At 53.1% G+C, this 20,525-nt stretch carries 19 protein-coding genes; all 19 read left to right on the top strand.

Translation table 11 applies throughout. From position 1 onward, the window contains the following. Positions 1 to 291: 291 nt before the first annotated feature. The 19 genes from tilS to lysS all read left to right on the top strand — a co-directional run bounded on the left by tilS (position 292) and on the right by lysS (position 20,072). Complete coding sequence (tilS, locus tag RW092_RS09645) at positions 292 to 1,749, top strand: tRNA lysidine(34) synthetase TilS (RefSeq protein ID WP_085279757.1); 1,458 nt, start codon at positions 292 to 294, stop codon at positions 1,747 to 1,749. 51 nt (positions 1,750 to 1,800) lie between these two features. Continuing rightward, a complete protein-coding gene (gene hpt, locus RW092_RS09640; protein ID WP_009226313.1) occupies positions 1,801 to 2,340 on the top strand; it encodes a hypoxanthine phosphoribosyltransferase in 540 nt (179 codons plus the stop codon). Positions 2,341 to 2,440: 100 nt separating this feature from the next. After that, the gene (ftsH, locus tag RW092_RS09635; RefSeq protein ID WP_016314668.1) at positions 2,441 to 4,570 is read left to right on the top strand and encodes an ATP-dependent zinc metalloprotease FtsH; all 2,130 of its coding nucleotides are present in this window, start codon (positions 2,441 to 2,443) and stop codon (positions 4,568 to 4,570) included. A gap of 408 nt (positions 4,571 to 4,978) precedes the next feature. Beyond that, positions 4,979 to 5,917: a quinolinate synthase NadA gene (gene nadA, locus RW092_RS09630; protein WP_085279758.1), complete on the top strand. Its 939-nt coding sequence runs from the start codon at positions 4,979 to 4,981 to the stop codon at positions 5,915 to 5,917. A gap of 36 nt (positions 5,918 to 5,953) precedes the next feature. Then, the gene (gene nadB / locus RW092_RS09625) at positions 5,954 to 7,570 is read left to right on the top strand and encodes an L-aspartate oxidase (RefSeq protein WP_316010083.1); all 1,617 of its coding nucleotides are present in this window, start codon (positions 5,954 to 5,956) and stop codon (positions 7,568 to 7,570) included. Next, entirely contained in the window at positions 7,560 to 8,426 is an 867-nt protein-coding gene (gene nadC, locus RW092_RS09620; RefSeq protein WP_016314665.1) for a carboxylating nicotinate-nucleotide diphosphorylase, read from the top strand. The genes nadB and nadC overlap by 11 nt, the downstream gene beginning before the upstream one ends. Positions 8,427 to 8,433: 7 nt before the next feature. Next, the gene (locus RW092_RS09615; protein ID WP_016314664.1) at positions 8,434 to 9,198 is read left to right on the top strand and encodes a type III pantothenate kinase; all 765 of its coding nucleotides are present in this window, start codon (positions 8,434 to 8,436) and stop codon (positions 9,196 to 9,198) included. A 72-nt stretch (positions 9,199 to 9,270) separates the two neighbouring features. Further along, positions 9,271 to 10,161 (top strand): Hsp33 family molecular chaperone HslO, encoded by an 891-nt coding sequence (hslO, locus tag RW092_RS09610; protein WP_016314663.1) that lies wholly within the window; start codon positions 9,271 to 9,273, stop codon positions 10,159 to 10,161. Positions 10,162 to 10,406: 245 nt separating this feature from the next. After that, entirely contained in the window at positions 10,407 to 11,345 is a 939-nt protein-coding gene (gene cysK, locus RW092_RS09605) for a cysteine synthase A (RefSeq protein WP_016314662.1), read from the top strand. Positions 11,346 to 11,512: 167 nt separating this feature from the next. Then, positions 11,513 to 13,030, top strand: a complete 1,518-nt coding sequence (locus tag RW092_RS09600; protein ID WP_028540002.1) for an anthranilate synthase component I family protein — start codon at positions 11,513 to 11,515, stop codon at positions 13,028 to 13,030. Positions 13,031 to 13,082: 52 nt separating this feature from the next. Further along, positions 13,083 to 13,664, top strand: a complete 582-nt coding sequence (gene pabA / locus RW092_RS09595) for an aminodeoxychorismate/anthranilate synthase component II (protein ID WP_016314660.1) — start codon at positions 13,083 to 13,085, stop codon at positions 13,662 to 13,664. Next, on the top strand, positions 13,661 to 14,644 hold the full coding sequence (locus RW092_RS09590) for an aminotransferase class IV (protein ID WP_316010082.1): 984 nt from the start codon (positions 13,661 to 13,663) through the stop codon (positions 14,642 to 14,644). The genes pabA and RW092_RS09590 overlap by 4 nt, the downstream gene beginning before the upstream one ends. Continuing rightward, positions 14,625 to 15,461 (top strand): dihydropteroate synthase, encoded by an 837-nt coding sequence (gene folP / locus RW092_RS09585; RefSeq protein WP_028540000.1) that lies wholly within the window; start codon positions 14,625 to 14,627, stop codon positions 15,459 to 15,461. Before RW092_RS09590 ends, folP begins: the two co-directional genes overlap by 20 nt. A gap of 28 nt (positions 15,462 to 15,489) precedes the next feature. Continuing rightward, positions 15,490 to 15,852, top strand: coding sequence for a dihydroneopterin aldolase (folB, locus tag RW092_RS09580; protein ID WP_016314657.1), 363 nt, complete (start codon positions 15,490 to 15,492; stop codon positions 15,850 to 15,852). 10 nt (positions 15,853 to 15,862) lie between these two features. Next, a complete protein-coding gene (gene folK, locus RW092_RS09575) occupies positions 15,863 to 16,411 on the top strand; it encodes a 2-amino-4-hydroxy-6-hydroxymethyldihydropteridine diphosphokinase (RefSeq protein ID WP_028539999.1) in 549 nt (182 codons plus the stop codon). Next, complete coding sequence (locus tag RW092_RS09570; protein ID WP_016314655.1) at positions 16,363 to 16,569, top strand: helix-turn-helix domain-containing protein; 207 nt, start codon at positions 16,363 to 16,365, stop codon at positions 16,567 to 16,569. Before folK ends, RW092_RS09570 begins: the two co-directional genes overlap by 49 nt. Before the next feature lie 46 nt (positions 16,570 to 16,615). Continuing rightward, positions 16,616 to 17,617: a tRNA dihydrouridine synthase DusB gene (gene dusB, locus RW092_RS09565; protein ID WP_016314654.1), complete on the top strand. Its 1,002-nt coding sequence runs from the start codon at positions 16,616 to 16,618 to the stop codon at positions 17,615 to 17,617. A gap of 368 nt (positions 17,618 to 17,985) precedes the next feature. Further along, complete coding sequence (greA, locus tag RW092_RS09560) at positions 17,986 to 18,462, top strand: transcription elongation factor GreA (protein WP_009226297.1); 477 nt, start codon at positions 17,986 to 17,988, stop codon at positions 18,460 to 18,462. 101 nt (positions 18,463 to 18,563) lie between these two features. Then, positions 18,564 to 20,072, top strand: coding sequence for a lysine--tRNA ligase (gene lysS, locus RW092_RS09555; protein WP_016314652.1), 1,509 nt, complete (start codon positions 18,564 to 18,566; stop codon positions 20,070 to 20,072). The last annotated feature ends 453 nt before the right edge of the window (positions 20,073 to 20,525 follow it).

Genomic DNA, 20,525 nt, shown 5'->3' with positions numbered 1-20,525 from the left:
GCAGCGTGCCGACCGTCGCTCGCATTTTTGCTCTCGCGCCACGTGCTCAGGCAGATTTAAAACCGAGGGCTTGACAAAAACGTTCATAGCAACGGACTGAGGAGCTCCTATTTCGGATAATTGCGTTGATCAGGTCCATGATAAGGCGACTTAAGGTCACTGAGGTCCGTTAGATTAGGAATTAGCCAGGAAATAGGCAAATAACGTCCTTACAGTCCGTTACGTTTACGAACGAGTTCAGATGTCTCCATTTGGTTCGCTATTTTTGGAGAGAAGGGAGAGGGGGGCCCGATGAAGGAAACCACGCTGTACCGCTTAACCGAGCAGGTTCGCCGGTTTGGCCAGCAGGAGCAGTTATGGTTGCCCGGAGATGTGATCGTTGTGGCGGTGTCCGGCGGAGTCGATTCTACGGTGCTGCTGCATATAATGAAGGAAATCGCTGGGGACAAGGAGCTGGGACTTGGGCTAATCTGCGCGCACCTTCATCACGGCTTACGCGGAGACGAGGCGGATCGGGATGCGGAATTTGTCCGTAAGCTTGCCAAGCAGCTGGGCATCCCTTTTGATCTGGGTTACGCGGATGTGCGGGCTTATATGAAGCAAACGGGGCAAAGCCTCGAGCTGGCGGCTCGGGAGAAACGGTACGAATATCTGCATCAGGTGGCCGCTCGTTATGGAGCATCGTCCATCGCCCTGGCTCATCATGCCGACGACCAGGCCGAGACGGTGCTGATGCGGCTGCTGCGGGGCAGCGGACCTTCTGGATTAGCCGGGATGCGACCCAAACGCCGCGAAAAAAATGTGGAACTTATCCGCCCCTTGCTCCGTATATACAAGACGGATTTGCTCCAGGCGTGCCGCGAATCCGGGCTGGCTTATGTCGAAGACAGCAGCAACCTGGATAAAGAGCTGACGCGGAATTCGATTCGGTTGGATGTGCTGCCATTTTTGGGGCAATATAATGGTCAGTTACCGGAATCGCTGAATCGGTTGGCGGTGCTGACTGCAGCGGAAGATGATTATCTGCATCAGGAAGCGGTAAAGTTGTACGCGGAGCTTGTGCGGACGGAGGGCGGGATTTTCTCGTTGGAAGCCCCTCTATTCTCCGGTTTACATGTTGCTTTACAACGGAGGTTGATTAAACTAATATTAAATTATCTGCCTTTAAGTACGGAGGATCGCGATTTTGTCAAGGTCGAAGCGATTCGTCAAGGGACAATTCAAGATCGGCCCACAACGTGGAGCTTAGACCTAGGTGGCGGCGTTAGATGCGTACGCGAATATGACAAGATCCGCTTTATCCCCCCGGCAGTAGAAAGTCGGATTCCTCATTATACATATTTGGTGGAACAAATTCCGGCAGAGGTGCCGATCGAGGGCCTGAGCCAGAGCTTGCGAATCACGCGGTCTGGCGCCGGCAGGGAGCTTCACGTCAAGGCAGAAGGAAATAACGAAGCGATATTTGATGCGGATGAGTTGGTTTATCCGCTTACCGTGCGTTCCCGTCTTCCGGGAGACGTGATGAAAGTTATGGGATTAAACGGCAGCAAAAAGGTAAAAGATATTTTCATCGACGCGAAAATACCACCATCCCTCCGCTCCCGCATCCCGATGGTCACGGATGCCGCAGGCCGGATCCTGTGGATTCCCGGCGTTCGCCGATCCGCAGTTGCTGCGGTGAACCCGCGCACGACCTCTGTTGTGCATATGGTTCTTACGCCGCGCCCAGATTTGGATCGCACACCTTGAGGATTAGCGAAAGATCGGCATTCATAGAATAACGTAGGAGGTTCACTCATTTTGCTAAACGATATCCAGGAAATTTTGATTACGCGGGAACAAATTCAAGAGAAGGTTGCTGAGTTGGGCAAACAGCTGAGTGCGGAGTACGAAGGACGTAACCCGCTCGTAATCTGTATCTTGAAAGGCGCTTTTATTTTTATGGCCGATCTGGTTAAGGAAATTACGGTACCGATCGAGCTCGACTTCATGGCTGTCTCGAGTTATGGAGCAGGAACCCGTTCTTCCGGGGAAGTGAAAATCATCAAGGATTTGGATACCTCCGTGGAAGGCCGCGATATCTTGATCGTAGAGGACATTATCGATAGCGGGCTGACGCTCAGCTATTTGATTGATGTGCTTGAACGGCGCAAGGTTAAATCGGTTAAAATCGTTACGCTGTTTGATAAACCGGCACGGCGTACGGTGGATTTGCAAGCGGACCTGTCAGGGTTCGTTCTTCCGGACGCTTTCGTTGTCGGATACGGTCTGGATTATGCCGAGAAATACCGTAACCTCCCATTCATCGGAGTTCTGAAGCCGGAGATTTACACCAGTTGATTTCGTCGTCCGCTTGGACGAAAGACCACCCTTGCCGGAATTTTGAAATGGCGAGATTGGCTATGGTAAAATAACTTAAGGTCTTGAGAGGAGGTAGGGGATGAATCGGTTCATCCGGAATTCTGGTTTTTATTTAATACTTTTCTTAGTCGTGGTGGGCATCGTCCAATTCCTCAATGGCGGACAAGAAGCAACCGTCACCCCTAAGTATTCGGACTTACGTCAGGAACTGAAGGCTAATAATGTTGATGATCTAACCGTTAAATTTGACGGTTACGCTTATCTGGTAACCGGTAAGTATAAGGAACCTGTCGGAAACGACAAGACGAAGAATTTCTCTTTGTATGTGCCTTTTGACGAGAATGTCGTTAAGGAGATTATCGCATACAGCGAACAGAACAACTTTAGTCTGGAATGGAAGAAGATGCAAGGTGAGAGCATCTGGCTGACCTTCCTGACTTCGATTGTTCCGCTGGCGATTATGTTCATTCTGTTCTTCTTCTTGTTTAATCAAGCGCAGGGCGGCGGCGGCAAAGTGATGAACTTCGGCAAGAGCCGGGCGCGTCTCTATAATGAAGAGAAGAAGAAAGTCACGTTTGAAGATGTCGCAGGTGCCGATGAAGAGAAGCAAGAGCTTGTCGAAGTCGTTGAGTTTCTGAAAGATCCGCGGAAGTTCTCGGCCGTGGGGGCAAGAATTCCTAAAGGCGTTCTGCTTGTAGGCCCTCCGGGTACCGGTAAAACCTTGCTTGCCCGTGCAGTTGCCGGTGAAGCAGGGGTTCCGTTCTTCAGCATTTCCGGTTCTGACTTCGTGGAAATGTTCGTTGGGGTCGGCGCTTCCCGCGTGCGGGATTTGTTCGAGAACGCGAAGAAGAATGCGCCTTGTATCATCTTTATCGACGAAATTGACGCCGTTGGTCGTCAGCGGGGTGCTGGGCTTGGCGGCGGTCATGATGAACGCGAACAAACGCTCAACCAATTGCTCGTAGAAATGGACGGTTTCAGCGGCAATGAAGGCATTATCATCATCGCTGCAACGAACCGTGCAGATATTCTGGACCCGGCCTTGCTGCGTCCGGGACGTTTTGACCGTCAAATCACGGTAGACCGTCCGGATGTGAAGGGACGCGAAGCGGTCTTGAAAGTGCATGCGCGCAACAAGCCGCTGACCAAAGACGTCAAGCTGGACGTCATCGCGAAGCGTACGACGGGCTTTACCGGCGCTGATCTGGAGAACCTGCTGAACGAAGCGGCCCTCCTCGCCGCACGTCGGAACCGCAAAGATATTTCCATGACGGAAGTCGACGAAGCGATCGACCGCGTAATTGTCGGGACAGAGAAACGCAGCCGCGTCATCAGCGACCGCGAGAAGCGCATCGTGGCTTACCACGAAGCGGGCCACACGATTGTGGGTTACTTCTTGGAGCATGCCGATATGGTGCACAAGGTAACGATCATTCCACGCGGCCGCGCCGGCGGGTATGTCATTATGTTACCGAAGGAAGACCGCATGCTGGCCACGAAGAACGAGCTGCTGGATCGGGTAACCGGTTTGCTTGGCGGCCGCGTATCCGAGGAGCTGTTTATCGGTGAGATCGGAACCGGCGCGTACAGTGACTTCCAGCAAGCAACCAACATCGTGCGCAGCATGATCATCGAATACGGGATGAGCGAGAAGCTCGGTCCGATGCAGTTCGGTACATCGCAAGGCCAAGTATTCCTGGGCCGCGATATCGGGCACGAGCAGAACTATAGTGATCAAATCGCTTATGAGATCGATCAGGAAATGCAGCGGTTCATCAACGAATGTTATGAACGTTGTAAGCAGTTGCTGACGGAGCACGCCAAGGAAGTTCACCTCATTGCAGAAACGCTGCTTGAAGTGGAAACCTTGGAGCTCGAGCAAATCAAGTCGCTGATTGAAACCGGTACGCTGGACGGCTTGAAGAAAGACGGCCAAGATGGCGGCAACGGTTCCTCCGAACCGGGTGAGCCGACGATCGACAGCGTGGGTGACGTTCGCGTTCGCATCCAAGGCAAAACTGAGGATACGGCGCCTGCTGCACCGGTCGGAGATATCCCGAATGATGTTCCGGGCGGCACCGCCAACGATCGGACGAACGATCCGGTGGTGGACACACCGCAAGGGACCGTCAGCGATACGCCAGGTCAAGCCGATTCGGCGGACGAAGGCAAGGATCCAAATAACGGTGGCAGCACGCCAACCGTGTAAACCATACTAGCAAAGACCTAATCCGGGAAACCTTCAGTTTCCCGGATTTTTTGCTTTAGAATGGATGGGATACATCGAGCGTATTGATGAGAACCAGAACAGGGTCCCCCAGCCTATTCTTAAAATTTTAGTTATTGCTGAATGTGCATATCTCCTCAATAATCCTTATTTTTCCTTCATTATCAAAGGCTAATGGGGCTATACGCACCCGGACGGCGCATTGACAGTGCCTTTCACCTTGTGTAAATTAGTTGGTAAACACCGTGTGAAATTTAATACGTTCTTGCCGTTTCACGCAGGATTGTCATACAACGCAGCTAGAATCCCGGACGACGCGAAGAGATAGAGAGCCAGGATGGGGTTAATACAGCAACAGACGATACATGAGCTTATGGGGGAGGAATTCAAGTGGAGGCTCTAGCGCTTGAGCGTAAAGCCGAAATGAACCGCGAATTGCGGGAAAGGCTGGTTCAGCTCAAGAAAGAACGCAATGCCATCATACTGGCGCATTATTATCAGCGGGATGAAATCCAAGAAGTCGCGGATTTCCGGGGCGATTCATTTTTGCTCGCTCAGAAGGCCGCTTCGACGGACGCGGATACCATCGTATTCTGCGGCGTACATTTCATGGGCGAGAGCGCCAAGATCTTGGCGCCGAACAAGACGGTACTTATACCTGATGAACGTGCAGGCTGTCCGATGGCCGATATGGTAAATGTTGACGGTTTGCGCAAGTTGAAGGCGGAGCACCCAAATGCCAAAGTTGTAACCTACATTAACTCTTCCGCAGAAATCAAAGCGGAGACGGACATCTGCTGCACCTCGTCGAATGCGGTGAAGGTTATTAACTCCGTAGATGCAGACGAGATTATCTGGGTACCGGATAAGAACCTGGGCCATTACGTGCAACAGCATACCGACAAGAAGCTGATCATCTGGGAAGGCTATTGCAACACGCATGATATGCTGACGGTCAAAGACGTCGTTGAGATGAAAGCGAAATATCCGAACGCCGAGTTTGTCGTGCATCCGGAATGCCGCCCGGAAGTGGTGGCCATGGGCGATTTCGTCGGCAGCACTACGGCGATCATCGATTACTGCAAAAATTCCTCCGCCAAAGAGTTTATCGTTGGTACGGAGGATGGAACTGGATACCAGCTGCGTAAAGACAGCCCGGACAAAACGTTCCATTTTGCCACGAAATATCTGGTGTGCCCGAACATGAAAGTCAATAATCTGAAGAAACTGGTGAAATGCCTGGAAACGATGCAGCCGCAAATTTACGTACCGCCTGTCGTTGCCGACAAAGCCAGATTATCCTTAGAGCGCATGTTACAAGTTAAGTAGCATGCGCTACTCTCTTGTTCAAGATAGGTGACGAACGTGATTCCACAATATTTGGTTGATTTTGAGGCAAGCCGATTGACGGTCGTGGATACGGATGTGATTGTGATCGGTTCGGGGATTGCCGGTCTTTTTACCGCTATCAAAGCAAGTGAAAAGAATCGCGTAATCCTGGTCACGAAGAAATCCATGCTAGAGAGCAATACCCGGTATGCGCAGGGGGGGATTGCAGCCGTGATCTCTGAGGATGATTCCCCGGCCTATCATCGCCAGGATACGCTGTTGGCCGGCGCGGGATTATGCTCCTCCAAAGCGGTGGATATCCTTGTGAATGAGGGGCCGGAAGGCGTTAGAGAGCTCATGAAGCTGGGTACGTCCTTTGATTTGGAAAACGGGGAGCTGGCGCTCACGAAAGAGGGGGCTCATAGCCATCGCCGAATCTTGCATGCGCACGGGGATGCGACAGGGTATGAGATCGTGCGGGCGTTGTCCGAGCAGGCGGAAGCCCATCCGAACATCGAGGTTTGGGACAATCATTTTGTAATCGATCTGATTACGGAGGAGAACGAATGCCTGGGTGCATTAGTGCAGCGGCCTGACGGGCAGCGTGTGTTCCTGCGCGGGAATGCGACCATTCTATGCTCCGGCGGAGCCGGGCAGTTGTATCGTTATACGACCAATCCCGAGGTAGCCACAGGGGACGGCCTCGCCATCGCCTATCGGGCTGGGGCGGTGCTTCGCGATATGGAATTTATTCAATTTCATCCTACTTCGCTCTGCTACCCGGGCGCCCCGCGTTTCCTCATTTCCGAAGCGGTTCGCGGTGAAGGGGCCGTGCTGCGGAATATTAAAGGCGAGCGGTTCATGAGCAAGTATCATGAGCTGTTAGAGCTGGCACCGCGGGATATCGTGGCGCGGGCGATCGTCAGCGAAATGGAAGAGACCGGAGCAAGTATCGTGTATCTCGATATTACGCACGAAGACTCGGAGAAGATCAAAGCGCGCTTTCCGACGATTTACGAAACCTGCCTGCGTTATGGGCTTGATTTGACCAGTGACTGGATTCCAGTCGCTCCGGCAGCGCATTATATGATGGGAGGCGTTCGCGTTAACCATTATGGCGAGACGAGTGTGCAACGGTTGTTCGCCTGCGGTGAGGTTTCATCGACCGGCGTGCACGGAGCCAATCGGCTTGCCAGCAACTCGCTGTCGGAAGCGATTGTGTTTGGCCGCCGGATCATCCAGCGGATCGAGGAACTGCCGCCGCGCACTCGCACGGGCGAGAGTGTGGCTTACCACGGCGGCCGCATGGCGCCGGCTCCGTTTTCGTTGGTGGAACGCCGCCTTGACCTGCAAAAGACGATGGTGCGCCGTGTCGGCCTGCGCCGCACCGCAGAGGGGCTTACGAAGGGCATCGAGGAGTTGGAGAAGCACAAGGCGATTTTTAGCCAAGCGCTGCATACCCGCGACCAATGGGAGTATGCCAATATGTTGACCTGCGCGCTGCTGCTGGCCCAAGCGGCATTGGCTCGCGAGGAGAGCCGGGGCGGACATTACCGTGAGGACTTCCCGGAGCGGGATGACGCGAAGTGGCGCAAGCATCTGTTGTGGCAACGGGATCAAGGGATGTTGGAGGAAATTAGCGATGATGTTTAATGGATATAATGAAGGGCTTGTGGAGTCCATTCGCAGCTGGCTGAAGGAAGACGTAGGCTCCGGAGACGTGACGACCGCCGTGACGATCCCTGCCGGCCATGAATCCAAAGGGATTATTCACGCCAAGCAAGGCGGCATTGTTGCTGGCATGCCGGTTGCTCAGCTCGTCTTTGAGATTGTGGACCCCAGCTTGACGTTTACGCCGCACGTGAAGGACGGCGAACGCATCGAGAAAGGTACGATTCTCGCTGAGGTTGAAGGAAGCACGCATAGCATCTTAACCGGGGAGCGGTTAGCGCTGAATCTGCTGCAGCGCTTGTCCGGGATCGCTACACGGACGAACCTGTTCGTCGAGGCTTTGGGCGGCCTGCCAACTCGTTTGGTGGATACGCGCAAGACGACGCCGGGACATCGGATGCTGGAGAAGTATGCCGTCCGCACCGGGGGAGGTGCGAATCACCGCTTTGGGTTGTACGATGCGGTGATGATCAAGGATAATCATATCAAGGGGGCCGGGGGGATCACCCAAGCGGTCAGCCGCGCCCGGGCTCAGATTCCGCATACGATGACCATTGAGGTGGAGACGGAGAACCTCGAGCAGGTGGAGGAAGCGCTGCAAGCTGGAGCAGATATCATTATGCTCGACAACATGGCACCTGATCTGATGAAGGAAGCGGTGCGTCGAATCAAGGCGAAAGCGCCGCATGTAACGGTGGAAGCGTCGGGCAACGTGTCGCTGGAAACGATTCGCGGCATTGCTGAGAGCGGCGTAGACGTCATTTCCGTGGGACGGTTGACGTATTCTTTTGAAAGCCTGGATATCAGTTTGGACCTGAACGGCAAAAAGGAGGCTTAACAGGCGCATGTTCCTTGTAGTCGATGTAGGCAATACGAATATCGTGCTGGGGATTTACCGGGGCAAGGAGTTGCTCCATCATTTCCGCATCAGCACGAACCGTCAAGCCACGGTGGACGAGTACGGCGTATTGATCCATAATCTGTTTGATATGGTAGGCATCCGGGGAAGTGAGATGGAAGGCGTCATCATCTCTTCGGTTGTTCCGCCGTTAATGCACGTGCTGGAAGAGCTGTGCGAAAAATATTTACATCACAAGCCGCTGGTTGTGGGGCCGGGCATCAAAACCGGGCTGAACCTGCGCTACGAAAACCCGCGCGAGGTAGGCGCGGACCGGATCGTTAACGCGGTGGCGGCGATTGAGAAATACGGCGGGCCGCTGGTTGTCGTTGACTTCGGCACGGCCACAACGTTTGACTGTATCGATGCTGCCGGCAATTATCTTGGCGGTGCGATTGTGCCGGGGATCGGCATCTCGACCGAAGCCCTGTATCAACGGGCGTCCAAGCTGCCGCGGATTGAGCTGGAGAAGCCGAAGAAGGTGATCGGGCGCAACACGGTGCATGCGATGCAGGCGGGGATCATTTTTGGCTATGCCGGCCAGGTTGATGGCATTGTGGAGCGGATTGCCCGGGAGATGGGTGCGAAACCGAAGGTGATTGCTACCGGAGGGTTGGCTGAGCTGATCGCCAGCGAGACGCGCACCATCGAGGAGGTTAACTCCCAGCTGACTTTGGAGGGCCTTCGCATTATTTACGAGCGCAATCAATGATGCGGATCATAGATTATGGAAATAATGAAAGGTTGATTGACCTTTAAGGGATGAAAGGAGGTCCTTCGCAACATGGACCATAACAATAAGAAAGACCGGTTGATCCGAGGGATCGCCATGGACGGGAAGGTACGCGCCTTTGCCGTGCGGACGACCCAGCTGGTGGAGGAGCTGCGCCGTCGGCATGATACTTATCCAACAGCTACCGCAGCTATGGGACGGACGGTGACTGCCGCTGCCATGATGGGGGCGATGCTCAAGGGCGAGGATAAGCTGACCGTTCAGGTAAAGGGCGACGGGCCGATCGGACAGATCATTGCCGATGCGAACGCCAAGGGCGAAGTGCGCGGTTACGTCAAGAACCCGCATGTCCACTTGCCAAGCAACAGTCAAGGGAAACTGGACGTGCGCGGTGCAGTCGGCACCGAAGGGTTCATCCATGTCACAAAGGATCTGGGGCTCAAGGAACCTTATCGCGGGAGCGTGCCGTTGATTTCCGGTGAATTGGGTGAGGATTTCACCTATTATTTTGCCGTATCGGAGCAAACGCCATCCGCGGTTGGACTTGGCGTCCTGGTCGACGTAGATAATTCGGTGATCGTAGCCGGGGGCTTCATCATTCAACTGCTCCCAGGCTTAAGCGATTCGGAGATTGATTCGATCGAAAAGGCGATCGGACAGCTTCCACCGGTTACGGCTTTGCTTGACCAAGGGCTGGAGCTGGAAGAAATGCTTCGCTGGATCGTGAAGGATGTGCAGATCCTGGAGGAGATGGACATCGTCTTTTCCTGCAACTGTTCCCGGGAACGGGTTGAACGCACGCTGATCAGCTTGGGCAAGAAGGAGCTGGAGGAGCTGCGGGACGAAGGAAAAGAGACGGAGGTTGTGTGCGATTTCTGCAATGAGCCTTACTTGTTTACGCCGGAGGAAATCGACCAGCTGATCGCTAGAACCGAGAAATAAATTGTGAAGACCGAAATAGGTCCAAAATACTTTGCGATCGGGGGCAAAAGTCCCTTGAAAGCAAAGTATTTTTTGTGACTTTTCTTGACAACTCCGATCGGCGTTGTTAAGATTATAATTAGAAAACCAACTTATTTACTCGGAAATAAATGAAAGTCGATGAATCGTGCATCCTAAATCTCAGCTTTCATTTGTGGGCAGCCAGATCGACTTGGTTATTTTTATCCAAAGGGAGGATATTTGATATGGCAAAAGTCGTCAACAATGTTACGGAATTGATCGGAGATACGCCGCTGGTCCGTTTGAACCGGGTTGTACCGGAGGACAGTGCGGAAATCTACGTGAAGCTGGAATACCAAAACCCAGGCTCCAGCGTTAAGGATCGGATTGCAATCAGCATTGTGGAAGAGGCGGAGAAAGCCGGCAAGCTGAAACCGGGGGGCACGATTATCGAAGCTACCAGCGGGAACACCGGGATTGGCTTGGCAATGGTCGCTGCAGCCAAAGGCTACAAGGCTGTCATTGTCATGCCGGAAACGATGAGCTTGGAACGCCGCAACCTGTTGCGCGCTTACGGGGCAGAGCTTGTCCTGACGCCAGGGGCCGAGGGCATGAACGGTGCGGTGAAGAAAGCCGAAGAACTGCTAGCTGCGAATCCGGATTATTTCCTGGCAGACCAATTTAGAACTCAAGCGAACGTGAAGATTCACCGCGAGACGACGGGGCCGGAAATCGTTGAAGCAATCGAATCGCTGGATGGGCGTCTGGATGCATTTGTTGCAGGGATCGGTACTGGCGGTACGATTACCGGTGCGGGTGAAGTATTGAAGAAACGGTTCCCGGATCTGAAAATCTACGCAGTTGAACCGGCAGCATCGCCGATTTTGGCTGGCGGTAAACCAGGTCCTCACAAAATCCAAGGTCTCGGTGCGAACTTCATTCCAGAAATTTTGAACCGTGAAATTTATGATGAAATCATTCATGTCGAGAACGAAGAAGCGTTCGAACAAGCGCGTATTGTAGCAAGACAAGAAGGCATTCTGTCCGGGATCTCTTCCGGTGCTGCAGTGTTTGCTGCATTGAAAGTTGCGAAGCAACTGGGTAAAGGCAAACGTGTCGTTGCCGTTATTCCAAGTAACGGTGAACGTTATCTCAGCACGCCGCTGTACAATTTCGAAGCTTAATCGTTTCGCGGTAAGAGCGATGATCACCCCCGGCCGTTCCAACCGAACGGTCTGGGGTTTTTATTTTTTGCGATAGATGTTTTCCTATTAGGCGTCTTCTAGTATACTAGCTTCCAATAAGACAAGAGCTTCTTCAGGCTGAGAATGTGGGGGATCACGCGCGCTTCATGAAAAAGATAATGACTTGGGAGCAATGGAGAGAATGGGGGAACACGGGCAACTGGACGGTGCTGCCCTTCGCGGTCAAAATTCCGCTGCCGGCTGTCGGCTTGCCTGAGAACTGGTCCCGGGCCTGGGAGGAAGCCGGGCCATATGCCTTTGTGTTGGAGAGCGGCAAGGTTGGACGCTATACCTTCTTGGGGCTGAATCCGGTCTCCGTCCTTCGCGGTAAGGGCGATCAGGCCGTGGTGGAGGATTTTGCTTCCGGCAAAGTTTCAGTCAAGTCAGGCAAGCCGCTCGATATGCTGCGGGACTGGATGGAACCATTTCGTTCGCCGGGTTGGTCGGGGTTGCCGAAATTCAGCGGCGGGGCGGTGGGTTATCTCGCCTATGACGTCGCACGATCGCTAGAACGGCTGCCCAACCTGGCACAGGACGATCTGGGCCTGGATGATTACGTCTGGATGCGGTTCGAGGAGCTGTGGGTCATCGATCAAGCGGAAGGCGATGTGTATTGCATCGTCCATGTCCCGATTGCGTCGCTGCCTTTGGATCAGCTGCGTGACCGCTATCACCTCGCTGAGGCGCGGGCTGTACGAATGGCAGAGCTGTGGGCTGGCTTTTGCACGTCGGCGAAGGACTCGGTAGGTACAGGGAGTGCCGCGGCGGACTCCCCTTCACTTCCCGACGAGGAGTTGGAACGCCGGCGCTTGTCCGTCTCCATGCCGCAGGAGGCGTTTGAAGCGGCGGTGCGACGGGTGCAGGAATATATCGCGGCTGGCGACGTCTTCCAGGTGAATCTTTCGCTGCGCCAAGCATTTCCGTTGGCCGCTTCGCCGGAGCGGGTGTATGAGCAGCTGCGCAAGCTGAATCCTTCGCCGTATATGGGTTTGCTCCGGTTCCCGGACTTCCAGCTCGTATCCGCTTCGCCGGAGTTGCTGGTGAAGGTGGAGCAGGGGCGAATCAGCACCCGACCGATTGCGGGAACGAGACGGCGTGGACATACGCCGCAGGAGGATCAGCGGATGGAGGCCGAGCTGCTGGCCAGCGAGAAGGAGCAAGCCGAGCACATCATGCTCGTCGACCTTCTGCGCAACGATATCGGCCGGGTGGCGGAGTATGGGACGGTGCGGGTCAGCGAGCTGTTTACCGTGGAGCGGTATTCGCACGTCATGCATCTGGTCTCCGAGGTCGAAGGAGTGCTGAATGCGGATCGTACGATTTATGATGCGATTGCCGCTGTTTTTCCTGGGGGAACGATCACCGGAGCGCCTAAAGTGCGGACGATGGAAATTATCGAGGAGCTTGAGCCTGTCACGAGAGGCCCTTACACCGGCGCAATGGGATGGATTGACTATGCCGGGAATATCGAATTAAATATTATTATACGTACGCTGGTCACGAAGGACGGCGTCGGCTACTTGCAGACAGGTGCCGGCATTGTCATCGATTCAGACCCGTATCGTGAGTATAGGGAATGTTTGAACAAAGCTAGAGCCGTTGCTCTGGCTGTACAACAGAGTTGAGGATTTTCAGGAGAGCCAGCTGGACAAAGTCTAGGACAGGAGATGAGATGAGATGATTTTAGTGATCGACAATTATGATTCTTTCACGTACAATCTGGTGCAGTATTTAGGTGAGTTAGGCGAGGAAGTAACTGTCCGCCGCAATGATGAGATCGATCTTGCGGGTATTGAGGCTTTGCAGCCGGATCATATTTTGATATCCCCCGGCCCGTGTACGCCCAATGAGGCTGGGATCACGTTGAATTTGATTGAGCATTTTAAAGGGGTTATCCCGATCTTTGGCGTTTGTCTGGGGCATCAGGCCATTGGTCAAGCCTTTGGCGGCAAGGTAATTCGCGCCGAACGCTTGATGCATGGCAAGACATCGCCTATTTACCATCATGGAGAATCGGTGTTTGCCGGTCTGCCGTCCCCCTTCACGGCTACGCGATATCATTCGCTGATCGTGGAGCGCGAGAGTCTGCCGGATTGCCTGGAGATTACGGCAGAGACGGCGGAAGGGGAGATCATGGGGCTGCGCCACAAAGAGTATGCCGTCGAGGGCGTGCAGTTCCATCCGGAATCGATCATTACCCAGCATGGACACCAAATTCTCCGTAACTTCTTGAACCGAAAGGCGGAAGCCAAAGCATGAATTACATCGGGGTGGATGGCGTTCCGACCCCGGCCGATCAAGCCGTGATCTCTGTGATGGATCACGGCTTTATGTACGGGCTCGGTTTATTTGAAACGTTCCGCACCTACGGAGGGCGCCCGTTCCTGCTAGAACAGCATCTCCAGCGGCTGGAGGCAGGCTGCAAGGCGCTTGGGATTGCGCACCAGGTTGATCATGGCCGGGTTGAAGCGGAAATCGCCGAGCTGCTTGCGCGGAACGGATTGGACGAAGGTTACATTCGATATACGGTGACGGCTGGCGAAGGGCCGCTGGGCTTGCCTGTCGGTGACTACGAGAAACCAAGGGTCGTGATCTATGTGAAGCCGCTGCCCGACCCTGGGGAGACGCTGTACACGGATGGGAAGCCGTTATGGCGGCTGACAACGCCTCGCAATACGCCGGAGGGCGAGGTGCGTTTCAAGTCACTGCACTATATGAACAATGTGTTGGCGAAGCGCGAACTCGCTCGGTTAGAACGGGAGGCGCTGCAGACGGCAGACGCTCCTGCAGCGAATGCCCAACCGCATGTGCACGGACGTCGATCTGTAGCAGTACCCGCTGAGGGACTGCTGCTGACGGCGGATGGTTGGCTGGCGGAGGGGATCGTCAGTAATGTATTTTTTGCGCGAAATGGCAGATTATATACGCCGGATGTGGAAACTGGCATTCTCCCGGGCGTTACCCGCGCGAAGGTGCTGGAGCTGGCAGCCGAGCAAGGGATTGCGGCGGAAGAAGGTCGCTACACTTGGGACGAGCTGTTGGCGGCTGACGAGGTCTTCCTGACGAATTCGATTCAGGAGCTTGTGCCGGTGACGGAACTGGTGGAGTCTGACCAGCCCGGAGGCCGAGGGTCACTACGGCGCACAGTGGGAACCGGACGAATCGGACCGATGACGTGTCTGTTATTGGGGAAATATAGAGAGAAAGCGAGGAGTGGCGATGCAGCCGATCATCTATAAGCGCAGCTACCAGCTGGGCGAGGCCTCTTTAACGTTGGGGGAGCGCACGCTGGTGATGGGAATTTTGAATGTGACGCCGGACTCTTTTTCCGATGGAGGTCGTTACAATAATGTAGAGCGCGCCGTTCAGCACGCCCGTGAAATGGTTGCAGAAGGTGGGGATATTATTGATATCGGCGGGGAGTCGACACGTCCAGGCCATGTGCCCGTTAGTGAACAGGAAGAGCTGGAACGGGTCATTCCTGTCGTTGAGGCACTTCATCGCGAGCTTCCTCACATTCCGTTGTCGGTCGATACGTACAAGGCGCAGGTGGCGTACGAAGCGTTGAAGGCCGGGGCGCATATCATAAATGATGTCTGGGGCTTTAAGGCGGAGCCGCGGATGGCGGAAGTGGCGGCGGAGTTTGGTTGTCCGGTGATTTTGATGCATAACCGTCATGATCGTCATTACCGCGATTTGCTTGCCGATGTGGCTGCGGATTTGCGGGAGAGCGTGGAGATTGCCCGAAAGGCCGGCGTTTCAGATGAAAATATTATTTTGGACCCCGGCATCGGCTTTGCTAAGGACTATCACGAAAATCTGCGTGTCATGAAGGCGTTGGACGAATTAGCGGCATTGGGGTTCCCGTTGCTGCTGGGGACGTCTCGCAAACGGTTTATCCGCACCGCATTGGATCTTCCGGTCGATGAGGTGGTGTTCGGAACGGCGGCCACCGTGGCGTTGGGAATTGCGCAGGGCTGCCAAATCGTCCGTGTCCATGACGTGAAAGAGATCAAGCAAACCGTGCAGATGTGCGATGCCATCGTGTATGCTTGACCATTTGCCGGTAAAGGAGCTGAAATGAATGGATAAAATCGTGCTGCGGCACTTGGAATATTACGGGTATCACGGTGTTTTTGAGGAAGAGCGTAAGCTCGGTCAACGATTTTATGTAGATTTGGAATTGGAGTTGGATCTGCATGAGGCCGGGGTTAACGACGATTTAACGCAGACGGTCAATTATGCCGAAGTGCATGAGCTGGTCAAGGGGGTCGTTGAGAAGAAGAGCTTCAAGCTTATCGAGGCCCTGGCGGAGCATATTGCATCTGCGGTATTGGACACTTATACTAGGGTAGATGCGTTAACGGTTCGAGTTACAAAGCCGCATCCGCCGTTTGACGTACATTTTGACGGTGTGACGGTCGAGTTGTATCGTTCCAGAAAGTGAGCTAATATTTATGACTATGACATCTCCCTCTGAGCTTTCAGAGGCTTATATTGCTTTAGGGGCTAATCTGGGCGACCGAGAAGCCACTTTGATGCAGGCGATCTCAGAATTGCAGAAGCATCCGGAGATCGAGGTCCTGCGGTGCTCCAATCTCTATGAGACGGATCCGGTTGGTTATTTGGATCAACCTTGTTTTGTGAATATGGCCGTTGCTGTCCGCACTTCGCTGGAACCTGAGGCGTTGCTGACCTTCATGCTCGATATTGAGCTGCGACTGGGACGGGAGCGTACGATTCGCTTTGGGCCGCGAACGGTGGACCTGGATTTATTGTGGGCTGACGGCAGGGTGATGGACACCCCGCTTCTGACCTTACCGCACCCGCGGATGATGGAGCGTGCTTTTGTGCTCATTCCCTTAGCCGACATCGTGCCGGAAGGAGAGCCTTCCGGGCTGTTTGAACAGATTCATCAAGCTCTAGACAACTTAGATGGAAAGGAAGGCGTCCGGTTTTGGAAAACATGCAACTGGCACAGCGCATCCGCGCTTTCCGAAAGCTAAAAGGCTTCACCCAGCAAGAGCTGGCAGAGAAGTCCGGCGTATCCCTGGCCTTATTGGGCGCGGTAGAACGGGGGAACCGCCGGGCAGATGAGCAAATGTTAACGAAGATTGCCCAATGTTTAGGAATATCTTTAGCGGAGCTCAAGTCGGATTTGTAGTGCACCGCTGATTTTTAACTATTTTATTGCATGGGAGGGAACCATCTTGCTGAAGATTGGCGATGTGGAATTGAAGAACCAAGTCGTACTTGCCCCGATGGCAGGCGTATGTAATCCAGCCTTCCGTCTGATTGCCAAAGAATTTGGGACCGGGCTGGTCTGCGCCGAGATGGTTAGCGATAAAGCGATCCTTCACGGCAATAAGCGGACGCGAGAAATGCTCTTTGTGGACGAGCGGGAAAAGCCGCTCAGTCTGCAAATTTTCGGCGGGGATCGCGCGTCGCTGGTCGAAGCGGCAAAAGTCGTCGATCAGGAAACCAATGCCGACATCATCGATATTAATATGGGCTGCCCTGTGCCGAAGGTGACGAAATGTGACGCTGGGGCACGCTGGCTGCTTGACCCGAATAAAATATACGAAATGGTTGCGGCGGTTGTGGATGCGGTAAGTAAACCGGTCACGGTAAAAATGCGCATAGGCTGGGACGCGGAGCACATCTACGTCGTGGACAACGCTAAAGCGGTTGAACGAGCCGGCGGTAAAGCTGTGAGTGTTCATGGTCGGACGCGGGAGCAGCTATACACTGGAAAAGCGGACTGGAGTTACATCCGACAAGTGAAGGAAGCGGTGTCGATTCCCGTCATTGGGAACGGCGATGTGGCGACACCGGAGGATGCGAAACGGATGCTGGATGAGACCGGCTGTGACGGTGTGATGATCGGACGCGGAGCGCTGGGTAACCCTTGGATGCTGTACCGGACGGTTGAATACTTGAAAACAGGCGTATTGCTTCCTGAGCCGGATGCGGAGGAGAAGATTCGCATTGCGATCCTTCACATGGACCGTCTAGCGGCGTTGAAGGGTGAGCTTGTTGCTGTTCGTGAAATGCGCAAACATTTGGCTTGGTATTTAAAAGGGTTGAAAGGGGCAGCGCGCATCAAAGACCTCATTATGGAAGAAACTCGGCGGGACGAGATGGTGCGGATTCTTGAGAATTTTGTCGCTGACTTGGCGGCGGGAACGGTGCCCGATGAGGTGTCCGCCTAAGCGTCGAAGTGGAGAGGGCTGTCCTCGGATGGGGGACCTCTTTACACATGAAACGTTTACATTTGTAAAATCGGGCGTCATTGACATTTCAGAATCGTTCACCTATAATTTCACAATATAAATTCGCCTCAAGTGTCAGTCTCTCCCAAATGAGGGTCTGACCCTTATCACATATTGCATATAATAAGCACAACAAGTAAGCATCGAAGTGATCACTGTGGCCGGAAGCGAGCGCTTCCATGCACCTGGGCTACAGTGGTAGGGCAAAGGAACTATTTCATTTGGGAATCGTTCGTTTGCCAGGGGGAGTTTTCGGGTGCCGCACGTACCGTGCGAAAATTTTTTCCATGACAGGAGAATCGGTTGAGATGAGCGATAAAGAAGTTATCCTTACCCAAGACGGTCTGAAAAGACTGGAAGAAGAATTGGAGAACCTGAAGTCCGTGAAACGCCGCGAAGTGGCAGAGCGGATCAAGGTTGCCATCGGATACGGGGATATCAGCGAGAACTCGGAATATGAGGACGCCAAGAACGAGCAAGCATTTATTGAAGGACGCATCATTACTCTGGAGAAAATGCTTCGTAACGCGCGGATCATCAACAACGATGAAATCGACACGGATACGGTAAGCATTGGTTCGATCGTGACGGTGGAAGATCTGGAATTCGGCGATACGATGGAATATGCGATCGTCGGGACGGCAGAATCCGATCCGATGCAGAACAAAATTTCGAATGAAAGTCCTGTCGGCAAAGCCATTCTTGGGAAGAAAAAAGGCGCCATCGTAGACGTTAACGTTCCGGCAGGCGTGATTCAATATAAAATCGTAGACATTAAGAAGTAAGGCGGAATGAGCGAGAGAAGAAGCTTCCCCAGCGGAGGCTTCTTTCACTGTTTCTTTTGTCGGCGAGCAAATTCAGCTGGATTAAGGAGTGGAGTAGGGTAATGAGCGAAGAGATGAATAACCAGGAAGCGATGGAGGTCAGCGAGCTGCTGCAAATTCGCCGTGATAAATTGGACGAGCTGCGCGGGCTTGGCATCGATCCTTTTGGCAAAAAATTTGAACGCACCGACATGGCGGGGGACATTCTCCGGCAATATGACGGGCTGACCAAGGAAGAATTGGAGGAGAAGCGCGTCGAGGTGACCATTGCTGGAAGAATCATGGCTAAGCGGGTCATGGGGAAAGCCAGCTTTGCGCACCTGCAGGACTTGTCTGGCAAAATTCAGATTTATGTCCGTCAAGACAGCGTGCCTGAAGTGAAGTATCAGGCGTTCAGCATTCTGGACCTTGGGGATATCGTCGGGGTAACGGGTGAGGTGTTCAAAACCAAAACTGGTGAAACGACGATCAAGGTGAAGGACTTAGAGGTGTTGTCGAAGTCGTTGTATCCGTTGCCGGACAAATATCACGGTTTGAAAGACGTTGAGCTGCGTTATCGCCAGCGTTATGTCGACTTGATCGTGAATCCTGAAGTGCAGCAGACGTTCATCAAGCGTTCGCAGATCATCCGATCCATGCGCCGTTACCTGGATTCCCTCGGATATTTGGAAGTGGAAACGCCAACGCTGCATAACATTGCCGGCGGTGCGGCTGCCCGTCCGTTTATTACGCACCACAATGCGTTGGACATGCAGTTGTATATGCGGATCGCCATCGAGCTTCACTTGAAGCGACTGATCGTTGGCGGCTTGGAGAAAGTCTATGAAATCGGCCGGGTTTATCGGAACGAAGGGATTTCGACGCGTCACAACCCGGAATTTACGATGATCGAGCTGTATGAAGCTTATGCCGACTATAAAGATATTATGGCACTTACAGAAAACCTGATCTCCCATATCGCGCAGGAAGTGCTCGGGACTCAAGTGGTACACTACCAAGGACATGAGGTTAACTTGAAGCCGCAATGGCGCCGTGTGTCCATGGTTGATGCAGTTAAAGAAGTAACCGGCGTCGATTTCAGCGTGCAGATGAGCAATGAAGAGGCGCATCGTTTGGCGAAGGAGCACAATGTGCCAGTTGAGCCGCATATGACGTATGGTCATATTTTGAACGCATTCTTTGAGCAATTTGTTGAAGAAACATTAATTCAACCTACGTTCGTTTACGGACATCCGGTTGAGATCTCGCCGCTCGCGAAGAAGAACGAGCAGGATCCGCGGTTTACAGATCGCTTTGAGCTGTTTATCGTAGCCCGTGAGCATGCGAATGCCTTTACGGAACTGAACGACCCGATCGACCAGCGTCAACGTTTCGAAGCGCAATTGCTTGAACGTGAACAAGGTAACGATGAAGCGCATGAAATGGATGAGGACTTCATCCGTGCCCTCGAGTACGGGATGCCTCCGACTGGTGGTTTGGGTATTGGGGTGGACCGTCTGGTGATGCTGTTGACTGACTCGGCATCCATCCGTGACGTGCTGTTGTTCCCGCATATGCGTTCTGCGGAATAAGAGTTTGGACGAGAACAAGCCCGGCTTTGGCTGGGCTTGTTGTTTTATTCGAGGCGGATTGGGGTTTGATATCGTAAAAAAACTTCTGGTGCTTAGACGGTTGGCTTCAATATATGCCTGAGCCGTTGCATTTAATGATTATTTACTTCAATCAGAAGTAGTTAAAGTCATACTGATGCATGAGGGAGTTGCGGCTAATTGCAGTGGATTAGTATGGATAAAATTGGATGGATAAAATCGAGTGTTTTGGGTTGCAGTCGTCTTGAAAAAATGATATATTATAAATCCGGTCGTTATTCGTGGGCATTATGAACTTCAGCTCAGAATCGCAGATTAAAAATAATGCTTGCAAGATAACGCCGGATATGATATACTATAAAAGTTGTCGCCGATAAGACGATAACGAAGTTGATCTTTGAAAACTGAACAACGAGTGAGTAATAAATCGAGATT

The organism is Paenibacillus sp. 3LSP, from assembly GCF_032465655.1.
Taxonomy (GTDB): Bacteria; Bacillota; Bacilli; order Paenibacillales; family Paenibacillaceae; genus Fontibacillus; species Fontibacillus barengoltzii.
This window is presented reverse-complemented; position numbering and strand designations above follow the sequence as displayed.

Coding starts and splice junctions, on each gene's coding strand:
- tilS (WP_085279757.1), top strand. CDS start 292: ATGAAGGAAACCACGCTGTACCGCTTAACCGAGCAGGTTCGCCGGTTT.
- ftsH (WP_016314668.1), top strand. CDS start 2,441: ATGAATCGGTTCATCCGGAATTCTGGTTTTTATTTAATACTTTTCTTA.
- nadC (WP_016314665.1), top strand. CDS start 7,560: ATGATGTTTAATGGATATAATGAAGGGCTTGTGGAGTCCATTCGCAGC.
- RW092_RS09615 (WP_016314664.1), top strand. CDS start 8,434: ATGTTCCTTGTAGTCGATGTAGGCAATACGAATATCGTGCTGGGGATT.
- hslO (WP_016314663.1), top strand. CDS start 9,271: ATGGACCATAACAATAAGAAAGACCGGTTGATCCGAGGGATCGCCATG.
- cysK (WP_016314662.1), top strand. CDS start 10,407: ATGGCAAAAGTCGTCAACAATGTTACGGAATTGATCGGAGATACGCCG.
- RW092_RS09600 (WP_028540002.1), top strand. CDS start 11,513: ATGAAAAAGATAATGACTTGGGAGCAATGGAGAGAATGGGGGAACACG.
- pabA (WP_016314660.1), top strand. CDS start 13,083: ATGATTTTAGTGATCGACAATTATGATTCTTTCACGTACAATCTGGTG.
- RW092_RS09590 (WP_316010082.1), top strand. CDS start 13,661: ATGAATTACATCGGGGTGGATGGCGTTCCGACCCCGGCCGATCAAGCC.
- folP (WP_028540000.1), top strand. CDS start 14,625: ATGCAGCCGATCATCTATAAGCGCAGCTACCAGCTGGGCGAGGCCTCT.
- folB (WP_016314657.1), top strand. CDS start 15,490: ATGGATAAAATCGTGCTGCGGCACTTGGAATATTACGGGTATCACGGT.
- folK (WP_028539999.1), top strand. CDS start 15,863: ATGACTATGACATCTCCCTCTGAGCTTTCAGAGGCTTATATTGCTTTA.
- greA (WP_009226297.1), top strand. CDS start 17,986: ATGAGCGATAAAGAAGTTATCCTTACCCAAGACGGTCTGAAAAGACTG.
- lysS (WP_016314652.1), top strand. CDS start 18,564: ATGAGCGAAGAGATGAATAACCAGGAAGCGATGGAGGTCAGCGAGCTG.